The sequence below is a fragment of the Pseudoalteromonas sp. SWN29 genome (assembly GCF_015864465.1).
Classification (GTDB): Bacteria; Pseudomonadota; Gammaproteobacteria; order Enterobacterales; family Alteromonadaceae; genus Pseudoalteromonas.
Genome location: NZ_JADYXE010000004.1, coordinates 81,220 through 93,602 on the forward strand (window position 1 = coordinate 81,220; position 12,383 = coordinate 93,602).

The following is a 12,383-nucleotide window of genomic DNA, read 5'->3' on the forward strand; positions in this document are numbered from 1 at the left end:
GGTTAAAAATAAACCCCAATGTATCGCTACATTGGGGTTTATTATTTTTTAAGCTAATTTAAGCCATTATTAAAAAGCCTATTACGGCAAGTGCCGCAGCAATCAGTGTATATGGCAATTGTGTAACGGCATGGCTCATTAAGTTACAACCTGAGCCTTGCGCTGCAAGTACGGTTGAATCTGAGTAAAAACACGCTTGGCTACCAAAAGAAGAGGCCGATAATAGCGCACCAATTACCAAGGGGATGTTCGCATCAACCGCATTTGCCAGTGGCATAACAATCGGAATTGATACAGCAAAAATACCCCAACTCGAACCCGTTGCAAACGCTAAAATAGCCATCGAAATAAACACCACTGCCGGTAAATATCCTGCAGTCATATAAGGGCTTAAGCTACCAATAACAAACTGAGGCAAACCAATTAAATCGCATACATCTTTGAATATAAACGCCGCTATAACAGTGCCAATAGCGGGGATCATACTTTTAAAGCCATCAAGCATGCGCTCAATCATTTCACTTACGCTCATTAACTTTTGTAGCGCATAAAACGGGAGAGTGACCGCCATCGTTGCTAGTAAGCCTTTGTATACGTCTATTTCAAAGTAAACAGTAAATGCGACCAGTAAAATAATCGGCACTAAAAAATTACGTAATTTACCTTTAGGATCAGCATCTTCAAAGTTTTCTTCAGCTGCTTTTACTGCGTATTCATCTGCTGTTTGAACGTCATTGTATTGAGCTGGATCGACTTGAGCTTGCTCTATTTGCGCCATTTGCTCTGCTTTTTTCATTGGCCCAATCGCAGGAATAACACCCAACACAACAAGTAAAACAACAAGCACTGCAAACCATGCGTAAAACATGTACGGGATGGCTTGAATATAGACAGCAATACCTTTGCCTTCCTCAGCAATACCGTTATCTACCAATAAGCCACCAAAAAATACCGCCCAAGTAGATAAAGGAACAAGTACACAGATTGGTGCGGCAGTAGAGTCAACAACGTAAGCAAGCATTTCACGGCTAACTTTAAATTTATCAGTAATGCGTTTCATGGTTTCACCCACAGTAAGCGCATTTAAGTAGTCATCAATAAAAATAACCACACCCAAGCAAAAGGTCATAAACAAAGATGAACGCTTACCTTTGGTGTATTTAAGGGCTAACTTACCAAAAGCCGACGCGCCACCTGTACGTACTAATAGCGCGATAAGAGCACCAAAACCACCACATACAAGTATTAGCCAGCCGATGGTTTCGTCTGTCATCACTTTTAGCGATGTACTCGCAAAGTTAGTAAGTACTTGTGCAGGGTCGGCTATAACTAAACCAACTAATGCACCAATAAGTAAAGATAAAATAGGGCGGCGTAATACAACAGCCAATACAACCACCACTAACGGTGGTAGTAAACTCAACGCAGAAGGTTCAAGCATTTAAGTATTCACAAAATTAAAAGCATGCATAAAAATTAAATTAATTTTCAAGCTGCTTATACAAAAACAAAGAAGATGATAAGTTTGTTGTTAAATCATCTTCCAAGTCACTGCTTTTGTACGCGAGGGAGGGACACATAAACAGTTATGTTAAATAGCAGCTTAAGTGAAACGCGTTGGCTTTGGCGCCAGACGGTGCAAGGAGTGCAAACCGCTATTGTTGTGCCTGTAAAAACATCGGCGCAAAAATAATCTGCTTTTGTATTTCAGTCAACAAAAAAACACATGATTGATAAAATTTATTAGAGGCGGCTTTAATAGTGTGATTCATATGGCTCACTTTTTTGTGGCGCGGAGTGTTGAGCAGGATGAAAATTATTAAAGAAGGAGTTTTAAGCGAAAGGTACGGCGGTAATTGATGATAAAACCGCCGTGCTTGCATTTTTACTCAATGATTAGAGTCTTGCTTGTTCTATTTGTTTTGCAACATTTAGGTTTATATTGAGCCATGTTGCTTCAAGCGTTGAAACTAAACCATCGTAGCCGTCATCATCAATAGCTACTACGTTTGAGAAGTTATGAATGCTGATCAAACGCCTGCCGGTCTCTGGGTGTGTGTAATATAATCGCCAAAGACCAGAAATATCAGCGTTACCTTGCATATCGCCATTAAAGTGGTGAATCTCGTACTCAAGTTCATAAAACGTTTGTTGATCGAGTTCAGTAATCACCGGTAAGCCCTTTATCACCATCCAGTTAGGCATAGCATTAAAAAGTGTTTGCTGGGCTGTTGCAGTAAGCATTACATCCGGCGATTCACCCCACAGGTTGTAATTAGCAGCATGTATTTGGTTGCTATCTATTTTCATAGCGATGCCTAAATTATTTAAAGCACTTCTAAGTACAACTGTTTGTATTCTTAATTGTGCGTCTGTATCAGCAACGTTTCGAGATGATGCACCAATAGGCTGCTCAAACTGATAATACTGTGTCGCAGTTTGTATTGATGAACTACAACCTGCTAATAGTAATAATAAACTTGCAGTTAAAAATAACGATTTCATTATTGCTTCCTTGGTTTTGGATCTGCTGGTAATGATTTATCAAAAATTAGCATATTAGGTTGCTCGTTCAAACCGCGAGTAAGTGGCTGTAGGCCTTCACTTAAACGTTTAAATTCTTTTAACGTTTGCTGTATTTGATGATGAAGCTCAGAGCCTGCTTGGTAACTGGCCATGGTTTTATCAAATTGGCGCATGGTTACTTCAAACTGCTCCATACTTTTTGTCATCTTTTCAAAGTTACGGTTAAAGTCACCCGGTAAGTTTTGTGTATCTTTTTGGCTTAGCAACTCTCGCATTTCATTAGCAAGCGCTCGGTAATCGGTAAATGTGGCTTGCATTTGTTCTAAGCTATCTTCAACTTTTAAGTTATTTACTTTATTAAGTACGTCAGATACTTGGTCTGCCAATACGGTTATGCCGCTAGAAATACTCGGAAAAACATCATACTGTACAAGTTTACCTAGTTGCGTTTGTGGTGCATCGGGGTATATATCAAAATCAACATACACAGCACCTGTTAATAAATTACCTGGCTTTAACGACGCACGCATACCACTTTCAATCCAGCCTTTTAAACTGCCTTGCCAATACTCCTTAGCTGAAGCGCTATCGTGATACAAGCGTCCGTATTCAACTTTTATTAATACTGGCACAGCGGTGCTGTTATTTCTAAAGTGTGCAGGTTTACCGTCAATAATTACATTGGCTGGGGCTTCTACCACTGTACCTACGCGCATACCTCTATACTCTACTGGAGCACCTGGGCGTAACCCTCTAATTGATTGTTCAAACTCAATTAGGTAGTAATCAAAATCGTAAAAACGCTCCTCAAGTGCTTCTTTGTAACTTTGACTTAGTGAAAAGCTATACCCATCATCAGCTATATCGCCAGGGGCTTGTTGCTCAGGTAAGCCAACCGAAATACCGCCTTTTAAAAGCTTGCTTAAAGAACCTGTATTAATATTTATGCCATCGGCAGACAGGTCAATTTCTATTCCTGCATTTACCCAAAAAATAGAGTTCTTGGTGATGAGGTTTTGATATGGTTCTTTAATAAATACGCCGTACTTCATTGCTTGGTTTTCCCAATCAAAAGTGGCGGTTTCTATTTGACCTATTTTGTAGTTTTTGAAAAATATACCGGTACTTACATCAAGTACTTCAGCGCTGTAGCTCATTAATTTAAAACGGCCGCCTTTTACATCTTTACCAATAAGGGCGGGTTCATCTTGTAATTGAAAACGCTCTTTTAATTCTTTACTTTCACCTGGCGAAAACTCTAAATATACACCAGACAATAGCGTGCTCATTCCGCTAATACCCGTTTCATCAATGCGTGGTTTTACGACCCAAATTTTCGCATCATTAGTTAACAAGTTATTGTAGTTTTTGTCTATTTGCGCTCGGGCAATAACGCTGTCTTGGGTATCAGATAGTCGAACATGATCAATTTGGCCTATTTTTACGCTACGTACTTTTATTTCAGTTTTACCTGCAATAATGCCTTCGGCTTGTGGCATTTCTATAAAAATCGTAGGGCCTTTATTAGCTTGGTATTGGTATAGCATCCACATGCCTACTAACAGCGCAATTGCCGGAATGATCCAGATAGCGGAAATTTTCGGTTCTTTTGTTATTTCGGCAGTTTCGGTCATGCTTTGTTCTCTGATTATTTATTTTTGGGTGAATCCCACAATAAACGTGGGTCAAAGGCATGGGCAGCCATCATTTGGCATATTACCATAATTGTAAAAAATACAATGCCTAATCCTGGTGTTACTGACATTAAATTACCCAATTGAACTAAGGCAACTAAAATTGCCACCACAAATACATCTATCATCGACCATTTGCCAATAAACTCTGTCAGTTGATAAATTCGTGTATAACTTTTTGTGTGTCTGTTTGCGGGCCTTGTTACCATAAAGCATAAAAAGCTCAACACAAAAGCTTTAGCAAGTGGCACCACTACGCTGGCTAAAAAGATAATAGCAGCAATAGGGTAGGAGCCACTTTTCCAAAGTGTAATTACGCCACCAATTAAAGTTGAAGGTGATTCATCCCCAAGGCTAGTGGTGTGCATAATAGGTAAAACATTAGCTGGAATATAACAAACAACAGAAGTAATTAGCCAAGCAGCTGCTTTTTGTACGCTATAAGGGTTTCTGACGTGTGTTTTAGTATGACAACGCTGACAAATATTACCCGTACAAAGTTGATGGCACACATGGCAAGCTTTAATGTTTTCATCTATTGCACGTTTAGCATGCTCTGCGCCTTCGAGTATTTTTACAGGCTTTATTTGAGCCCACAAGCGTGGGCGGTTTAAGTGAACAAGCGCCGCTATATATAAAATAACAAACCCCACATAAGCCCAAAAACTCGTACCAAAACTAATATCAGCCAGCGACATGATTTTAACCATACTAACCAGTACACCGATTAAAAATATTTCCGACATAATCCAGGGCTCTAACGCAAGGGTGAACTTTAGTAGTCGCCTTGCAATCCCCTCTGGTAATGTTTTTAAAAGGCCAAGATGCAAAGGAATTAAAATAAGAAGCAAACCCATAGGCAGAGCAATAATGCTCAAATCGATAAATAAGCCGAGGAGTTCACTATCATAATTAAATAAAATTCGGGCAGCATCGGGCAGAGTAATTGTTTGAGTAATACCACTACTGCTAAAAGAAATAAACGGGTAAAACATACTACTAAGTAGCATGAGTAGGGCACTAAAACTCAGTGCGACAATTCGGCTGTCGTGATTAACATCAGCTTCGCAAAGTTTATGGTGGCAGTGCGGGCATATCGCCATTTGTTTTGCGATTATGCGAGGTATATCTATGATCAGATCGCAGCAGGGGCATACAGTTTGCAATTTAATACCAAGCATGAAGAAAATTTCTCCAATTTTGCAATATTTAATGCATTAATACAACGCGAACAGCTAATAAGCATTTAATGGCCAAACAATTTAATATTGTTTGGCCATGCTTTTAGTCAAATAAAGCGACTGTTTGGCGTGTAAGGGCTATTAACTCACCCGATTGTGACCATATACAGCCATCTTCTAAACCGTAACCATCTTTTGAATGATGTGTCATTGCTTCAAAACCTAGCCATTCGCCGGGAGTTAAGTTCGGCTCTTGTACAAACTCTAAATACCACGACATGCTACTTGCCGGCGCAGGTTGTTTGAACATTTGTAAGAGGGTTGGCGGCCATGCATCGGTAAGTGCAATAACATGTGCCTCTGTTATTTGCTCTGGCGTATGCTTAAAGCGCATCCAACCACCTAGGTGAGACGTTTCTGCACTACTAAATGGCATACCACCTTGTTGGGGGCATAAATCAACATGCTGAAAAAACTCAGGCATCTGACCTTTTATAAAAGGTAATGTATGACGCGCATCTACCGGCTTTAAGCCCAATGACTTTGAAACAGGCACATTAATGCCCGAGTCTCTGCTTTTTGCAAAACACGCTTGTACTATTACACATACTTGTTCATTTTGAATCGCTTTGGCCAATACCTGTGTACTACTTTTACCTTGGCGTAGTATTTCAACCGACAATGAAAAAGGAGTATCGGCAAGTAATGGCCCTACAAAATTAGTACTGAGAGAGAGTAAGCGACGATCATCCGTTACCTTACCTCTAATTGCTTGATAAAGTAATGCAGCAGAAAGACCACCAAACGTGGTTCTGCCTTGGCACCAATTTTCTGGAAATTGCATGGTGCTAGTTGATTGTTCGATATTATCTGAATTTCCAAGATTTGCGGCTTGTTGAAGTAATTGCTCAAAATGCATGTGGATGTCCTTTTAAAGTGCGATTTAATAAATTTATAACACAACCCAACTGGTCAGACTAGTAATTAAAAACCTCCCTGACGGTGTAAAAATCACCATTCCTTACAATTATTAGGGTTATTTTGTAAATAAATCACAAAAAATGAATTTTTTTTCATTTTTACAGTTGAATTAAGTTTGCAGCATCCCTATTAACTAAGTCATCGAACGTATTAACGAATATTGAAGTTGGAGAAGTTTCATGGGTAAAATTATCGGAATCGATTTAGGTACTACAAACTCTTGTGTTGCAGTACTTGATGGTGGCAAAGCACGTGTTATTGAAAACGCTGAAGGCGATCGCACAACCCCGTCTATTATTGCTTATACGCAAGACGGTGAAACATTAGTTGGTCAATCAGCTAAACGTCAAGCGGTTACTAACCCGACAAACACATTATTTGCAATCAAGCGTTTAATTGGTCGTCGTTTTGAAGACGAAGAAGTACAACGCGATATCGGCATCATGCCGTTTAAAATTGTTAAAGCTGACAACGGCGATGCATGGGTAGAAGCGGGCGGCGAAAAACGCGCTGCACCACAAATTTCTGCTGAAGTACTGAAAAAAATGAAAAAAACTGCTGAAGACTTCTTAGGTGAAGAAGTAACTGAAGCCGTAATCACAGTACCTGCATATTTTAACGATTCACAACGTCAAGCAACTAAAGATGCGGGTCGTATTGCGGGTCTTGAAGTTAAACGTATTATTAATGAGCCAACTGCTGCGGCACTTGCTTACGGTATGGACAAAAACCGTGGCGAAAACGTAGTTGCAGTATATGACTTAGGTGGCGGTACTTTCGATTTATCAATCATTGAAATTGATGAAGTTGAAGGCGAGCACACTTTTGAAGTACTTGCTACAAACGGCGACACTCACTTAGGTGGTGAAGATTTCGATAACCGCGTAATCAACTACTTAGTAGCTGAATTCAAGAAGGATCAAGGCTTAGACTTAAAAACTGATCCTCTTGCAATGCAACGTGTTAAAGAAGCTGCTGAAAAAGCTAAAATAGAACTTTCATCTGCACAGTCTACTGAAGTAAATCTTCCGTATGTAACTGCTGATGCATCTGGTCCTAAGCACATGAACGTGAAACTAACACGCGCTAAGCTTGAGTCACTAGTTGAAGATTTAGTAATGAAGTCTCTAGAGCCGCTTAAACGTGCACTTGCTGATGCTGATTTATCAGTAAGCGACATCAACGACATTATCCTTGTTGGTGGCCAAACACGTATGCCTTTAGTACAAAAAACGGTTGCTGATTTCTTCGGTAAAGAGCCACGTAAAGATGTTAACCCTGATGAAGCAGTTGCAGTAGGCGCAGCGATTCAAGGTGGTGTATTAGCGGGTGATGTTAAAGATGTACTTTTACTAGACGTTTCTCCATTATCTCTAGGTATCGAGACAATGGGTTCAGTAATGACTGCATTGATTGAGAAAAATACGACGATTCCTACTAAGAAATCGCAAACATTCTCAACAGCTGAAGACAACCAATCTGCTGTAACAATTCACGTGTTACAAGGTGAGCGTAAACGTTCAAGCGATAATAAATCTTTAGGTCAATTTAACCTAGAAGGTATTCGCCCAGCACAACGTGGTACACCGCAAATTGAAGTAACATTTGATGTTGATGCTGATGGTATCTTACATGTATCTGCTAAAGATAAAGATACAGGTAAAGAGCAAAAAATTACGATTCAAGCATCTTCTGGCTTAAGCGATGAAGAAGTTGAAAAAATGGTTCGTGATGCAGAAGCACATGCTGAGGACGATAAAAAGTTTGAAGAACTTGTAGCTGCTCGTAACCAAGCTGATGCTTTAGTTCACGGTACTCGTAAGCAAATTGAAGAAGCTGGCGATGCATTACCAAGCGAAGATAAAGAAGCGATTGAAGCTGCTGTTGTAGATTTAGAAGCTGCAATTAAGAGCGACAATAAAGAAGAGATTGAAGCTAAAACTCAAGCTCTTGCTGAAAAGTCTCAAAAACTGATGGAAATTGCCCAAGCGAAAGCACAGCAAGGTTCAGCAGATGCAGGCGAGCAACAGCAATCAGCTAAGCAAGACGACGACGTTGTTGATGCAGAGTTCGAAGAAGTGAAAGACGACAAGTAATTGTTGCTACCGCTTCTCGCTAACCAAAAACACTTAACTACGTTAGGTGTTTAGGTTAGGATGAACAATTGAGGCGCGCGAGCAATAGCTTGTCGCGCCTTTTGCATGTGTTTAAGGTTCAAAAATTCAATGATAAATCGATGCGATTTATCGGTTTATCCTGCAGCTTATGCTGTAAACAGAAAAGAGTAGTGTGATAGATATGTCAAAACGCGATTATTACGAAGTCCTCGGCGTAAGCAAAGATGCGAGTGAGCGAGACATAAAAAAGGCGTATAAACGCTTAGCGATGAAATATCATCCAGATCGTACCGCAGGCGATAAAGATCTCGAAACAAAGTTTAAAGAAGTTAAAGAAGCGTACGAAATTTTAACTGATAGCCAAAAACGTCAAATGTATGACCAACATGGTCACGCAGCATTTGAACAAGGTGGCGGCGGTGGTCACGGTGGTTTTGGTGGCGGCCATGGCGACTTTGGTGATGTATTTGGCGACGTGTTTGGTGATATTTTTGGTGGCGGCGGTGGCCGACGTCAATCTCGTCAGCAACGAGGATCTGATTTACGTTACAACATGGACTTAAGCTTAGAAGAAGCGGTTCGTGGTAAAGAAGTTGAAATTAAAGTACCTACATGGGTTGGCTGTGAGCCGTGTGATGGCAGCGGTGCTAAAGCGGGTTCTAAACCTAAAACATGTACTACATGTCATGGTGCTGGCCAAGTGCAAATGCGCCAAGGTTTCTTTGCTGTGCAGCAAACATGTCCAACGTGTCAGGGACAAGGTCAGATTATTTCAGATCCTTGTAACAAGTGTCATGGTCAAGGCCGCGTAGAAAAAACTAAAACGCTTTCAGTGAAAATTCCAGCTGGCGTTGATACAGGCGATCGTATCCGCTTAACAGGTGAAGGCGAAGCCGGAATGCATGGCGCGCCATCAGGCGACTTGTACGTGCAAGTATCGGTTCGTGAACATGAAATATTTGTACGTGAAGCAAACAATTTATACTGTGAAGTACCAATTAGCTTTACGACTGCAGGCCTTGGTGGCGAAATTCAGGTGCCAACACTTGATGGTCGTGCAAAACTTAAAATACCGTCTGAAACGCAAACAGGCAAAATGTTCCGTATGCGTGGCAAAGGTGTTAAGTCTGTACGCAGCGGCGCTCAGGGCGATCTAATTTGTAAGGTAGTAATCGAAACGCCAGTTAATTTGAATGAGCGTCAACGTGAACTATTAACAGAGTTAGATGAAAGCATGGGCACAGACAGCTCAAAAAACCGACCTAAAGAGCAAGGCTTTTTTGACGGTGTTAAAAAGTTTTTTGATGACTTAACTAAATAAATTTACGTTTAGTTATTAATAAAACGGCGCTATTTTAGCGCCGTTTTTTTTGCTTAAAATTGTGCTACTTTAATATTAATTCAGCAATATGATAAATGATTATGACACCAGCAATCGAACTATTAAAAAAACAAAAAATTCCCTTTGAAGTGCTCAGCTATGAACACGATACAAGTAATAGCCATTATGGGCTTGAAGCCGTTGAAAAGTTAAATTTAGATAGTGCTCAGGTATATAAAACTCTCGTTCTTGAAACGCACGAAGGCCAACTAATTGTTGCTGTCACCCCTGTTTCTCAACAAGTTAACTTAAAACAGCTAGCAAAATTATGTGGTACTAAAAAAGTAGTGATGGCTGCCCCACAAAAAGTCCAAACTAGCACGGGTTATATTTTAGGTGGAGTAAGTCCTCTTGGGCAAAAAAAACGTCTAACTACGTTTATTCATAGTAGTGCTTCACTGTTTAGCACTATTTATGTGAGCGCCGGAAAACGAGGCTTAGAAATTGCACTCTCACCAACTGATTTGGCTGTATTGACTAACGCTAAATTTGGCGATTTATAGACTTTATTTTGTATAATTACCTTCTGTACAGGTAATTAATTCAAGTTAAGCCATTTGCTCAATCCCCTATTTGTAGCTACATTTAGAGTATCTTTATACCGTTAATATTTAATACTAAACGGTATTATACTTTTGTATACGGCTGTTTGTATGAACCTTTTAGATGTTGATTATTTTGCAATACTTGTAGCTGCACTTTCATCTTTTATGCTTGGCGGTGTATGGTACTCAAAAGCTTTATTTAAAAATGCATGGCTAGAAAGTATTGGCTTAACCGACCAAGATTTGCAGTCGGCTAATCCTAAGTTGATATTTGGCGGCAGCTTTTTTTTAGTGTTTATAGCGGCTTTAATGCTGTCTCTTTTTTTAGGTAAAGACGCAAGCTTAGGTGAAAGTATAGGGACTGGCTTTATTATCGGCTTTTTTTGGATTGGCAGTTCATTAGGATTAAGTTATATATTTGAGCAACGTCCTTTAAAGCTTTTTTTAATTAACGGGGGGTATCACATTTTACAGTTTTCGTTAATGGGGCTTATTTTAGGGCTATGGCCGTAAAATTTTAATAACCATTAACGCCTAATTTGATTCTTATCTACGAGTAGAGTAGTTTTATATAATCTCCATTTACATGATTGGTAAAGGTATTAATGAAAATATTAGTTGTTGATGATATGCCGCTTATGCGTCATGTATTAATTAATATGTTGAGAAAACTAGAGTATAGCAATATCGTTGAAGCCACTGATGGATTGCAAGCTTTGGCTTTTTTACACAATCAGCATTTTGATTTGGTTATTACAGACCTCCATATGCCAAAAATGAATGGTGTTGATTTACTCGCAAATATTAGAAAAGATGAAGCTCTTGCTGATATTCCTGTATTGATGGTCACCTGTGAAGATGGTACAGATAAAGTTAAGCAAGTTATTGCAGCTAAAGTGTCGGGGTTTATAATTAAACCTTTTAATATGAATGTATTATCATCTCAATTAAACCGCTTCTTTTTTAAAGATTAGGCTGTATTTATTTATAGCCACAAAACTATTATGAGCTTATTATCAATAAACATACCGCATAAAAATTCTAAGTTCCTGTTGTAACCTTTACCTATCTAAACTGATATCATAGTTAATTACTTTTTATAATCCAGTAGGACGTAATGGCAAAACCCAATAAAAAAGGCCCTACTAAAACGGTCGATATTTTTTGCTCAGCCTGTAAAGCTTCGTTATTTAAATACCGAAAAGGAGGGAAAGGGGCATTAGTTAAGTGTTTTAAAGAGCGTATTAGTCAAGACTTTACAAGTGAGCCATGTATTTGCCCTAACTGTAGCCGTCCATTTGCCCGAGAAACTATTATTCGTGGTGCACCAGCCTATAAAATTATCGGCGGAAAAGTAACGTTTAAATAAAGTTTTGAAGTAAAGCCTTCTCCATACGGACATATGGCCTTGTTAGAATTTACCATATTGATAGAATCGCTCGGTTTGCTGTTTCAATGAATGAAAAAACACCCTCCCCATGGATTGGGCCAGTTTATTGGGTTATTTTAAAAATGGATAAAGGATAGTTTCGTGATAGCACTCTTATTTGACATCATAGGCATGACAGGTACTTTTTTAGTAGTTGGTTCATTTTTCTTACTGCAGCTAGGTAAAACGTCTCCAGCTAGCCTAACGTATAATATGATGAATTTAACAGGGGCGATTTTATTGTTAATTAGCCTTTGCTATAACTTTAATTTAGCAAGCTTTGTGATTGAAATATTTTGGATAGCCGCATCATTAATCGGTTTATACAAATACTTAAAAAACAGATCAACTTTAGCTACAAATTAATAAAGTATTAATTTTGTTCTACATCTTAGGCACTGCAAACATAACTGTTTGCGGTGTTTTTTGCTTTTAGGGTTAAATTTAGTTAGTAAGTATAATTAAATGCTTTTGTTAACAAAAAGTTTATATCTCTGTGTCCTATAAGTCGTTACACTAGCTGCCTTAA

Annotated in this window: 12 protein-coding genes; 7 read left to right on the forward strand and 5 right to left on the reverse strand. The window is 39.1% G+C overall.

The window, feature by feature from the left end; translation table 11 throughout:
• Window positions 1–58 precede the first annotated feature (58 nt).
• From I6F53_RS02460 to I6F53_RS02480, 5 genes are all read right to left on the reverse strand, one after another.
• Window positions 59–1,441, reverse strand: a complete 1,383-nt coding sequence (locus I6F53_RS02460; RefSeq protein ID WP_197238348.1) for a Na+/H+ antiporter NhaC family protein — start codon at window positions 1,439–1,441, stop codon at window positions 59–61.
• Window positions 1,442–1,896: 455 nt separating this feature from the next.
• Window positions 1,897–2,505, reverse strand: a complete 609-nt coding sequence (locus I6F53_RS02465; protein ID WP_197238349.1) for a PqiC family protein — start codon at window positions 2,503–2,505, stop codon at window positions 1,897–1,899.
• A complete protein-coding gene (gene pqiB, locus I6F53_RS02470; RefSeq protein WP_197238350.1) occupies window positions 2,505–4,160 on the reverse strand; it encodes an intermembrane transport protein PqiB in 1,656 nt (551 codons plus the stop codon). Before pqiB ends, I6F53_RS02465 begins: the two co-directional genes overlap by 1 nt.
• 14 nt (window positions 4,161–4,174) lie before the next feature.
• Window positions 4,175–5,323 carry a paraquat-inducible protein A gene (locus I6F53_RS02475; protein ID WP_231616516.1) on the reverse strand — a complete coding sequence of 383 codons (1,149 nt, stop codon included), beginning with the start codon at window positions 5,321–5,323 and terminating at the stop codon, window positions 4,175–4,177.
• 181 nt (window positions 5,324–5,504) lie between these two features.
• Window positions 5,505–6,320, reverse strand: a complete 816-nt coding sequence (locus I6F53_RS02480; RefSeq protein ID WP_197238351.1) for a thioesterase family protein — start codon at window positions 6,318–6,320, stop codon at window positions 5,505–5,507.
• Between the two features lie 241 nt (window positions 6,321–6,561).
• Here I6F53_RS02480 and dnaK point away from each other — a divergent pair, with 241 nt between their 5' ends.
• The 7 genes from dnaK (at window position 6,562) to I6F53_RS02515 (ending at window position 12,220) form a co-directional block, all read left to right on the forward strand.
• Window positions 6,562–8,478 carry a molecular chaperone DnaK gene (gene dnaK, locus I6F53_RS02485; protein WP_166420046.1) on the forward strand — a complete coding sequence of 639 codons (1,917 nt, stop codon included), beginning with the start codon at window positions 6,562–6,564 and terminating at the stop codon, window positions 8,476–8,478.
• A 202-nt stretch (window positions 8,479–8,680) separates the two neighbouring features.
• Window positions 8,681–9,820 (forward strand): molecular chaperone DnaJ, encoded by a 1,140-nt coding sequence (gene dnaJ, locus I6F53_RS02490; RefSeq protein WP_166420074.1) that lies wholly within the window; start codon window positions 8,681–8,683, stop codon window positions 9,818–9,820.
• Window positions 9,821–9,921: 101 nt separating this feature from the next.
• Window positions 9,922–10,383 carry a Cys-tRNA(Pro) deacylase gene (ybaK, locus tag I6F53_RS02495; protein ID WP_197180224.1) on the forward strand — a complete coding sequence of 154 codons (462 nt, stop codon included), beginning with the start codon at window positions 9,922–9,924 and terminating at the stop codon, window positions 10,381–10,383.
• 150 nt (window positions 10,384–10,533) lie between these two features.
• Window positions 10,534–10,938 carry a DUF1761 domain-containing protein gene (locus tag I6F53_RS02500; RefSeq protein WP_166420048.1) on the forward strand — a complete coding sequence of 135 codons (405 nt, stop codon included), beginning with the start codon at window positions 10,534–10,536 and terminating at the stop codon, window positions 10,936–10,938.
• A gap of 92 nt (window positions 10,939–11,030) precedes the next feature.
• Window positions 11,031–11,399 (forward strand): response regulator, encoded by a 369-nt coding sequence (locus tag I6F53_RS02505; RefSeq protein ID WP_166420049.1) that lies wholly within the window; start codon window positions 11,031–11,033, stop codon window positions 11,397–11,399.
• 143 nt (window positions 11,400–11,542) lie between these two features.
• The gene (locus I6F53_RS02510; protein ID WP_197238352.1) at window positions 11,543–11,794 is read left to right on the forward strand and encodes a hypothetical protein; all 252 of its coding nucleotides are present in this window, start codon (window positions 11,543–11,545) and stop codon (window positions 11,792–11,794) included.
• A 162-nt stretch (window positions 11,795–11,956) separates the two neighbouring features.
• Window positions 11,957–12,220 carry a CBU_0592 family membrane protein gene (locus tag I6F53_RS02515; RefSeq protein WP_166420050.1) on the forward strand — a complete coding sequence of 88 codons (264 nt, stop codon included), beginning with the start codon at window positions 11,957–11,959 and terminating at the stop codon, window positions 12,218–12,220.
• Window positions 12,221–12,383: the final 163 nt, after the last annotated feature.

Bases quoted from the DNA above. Each gene is read 5' to 3' on its own strand.
- I6F53_RS02465 (WP_197238349.1), bottom strand. From the start codon at position 2,505: ATGAAATCGTTATTTTTAACTGCAAGTTTATTATTACTATTAGCAGGT.
- I6F53_RS02460 (WP_197238348.1), bottom strand. From the start codon at position 1,441: ATGCTTGAACCTTCTGCGTTGAGTTTACTACCACCGTTAGTGGTGGTT.
- pqiB (WP_197238350.1), bottom strand. From the start codon at position 4,160: ATGACCGAAACTGCCGAAATAACAAAAGAACCGAAAATTTCCGCTATC.
- I6F53_RS02510 (WP_197238352.1), top strand. From the start codon at position 11,543: ATGGCAAAACCCAATAAAAAAGGCCCTACTAAAACGGTCGATATTTTT.
- dnaK (WP_166420046.1), top strand. From the start codon at position 6,562: ATGGGTAAAATTATCGGAATCGATTTAGGTACTACAAACTCTTGTGTT.
- I6F53_RS02475 (WP_231616516.1), bottom strand. From the start codon at position 5,323: ATGGCGATATGCCCGCACTGCCACCATAAACTTTGCGAAGCTGATGTT.
- I6F53_RS02505 (WP_166420049.1), top strand. From the start codon at position 11,031: ATGAAAATATTAGTTGTTGATGATATGCCGCTTATGCGTCATGTATTA.
- ybaK (WP_197180224.1), top strand. From the start codon at position 9,922: ATGACACCAGCAATCGAACTATTAAAAAAACAAAAAATTCCCTTTGAA.
- I6F53_RS02480 (WP_197238351.1), bottom strand. From the start codon at position 6,320: ATGCATTTTGAGCAATTACTTCAACAAGCCGCAAATCTTGGAAATTCA.
- I6F53_RS02500 (WP_166420048.1), top strand. From the start codon at position 10,534: ATGAACCTTTTAGATGTTGATTATTTTGCAATACTTGTAGCTGCACTT.
- dnaJ (WP_166420074.1), top strand. From the start codon at position 8,681: ATGTCAAAACGCGATTATTACGAAGTCCTCGGCGTAAGCAAAGATGCG.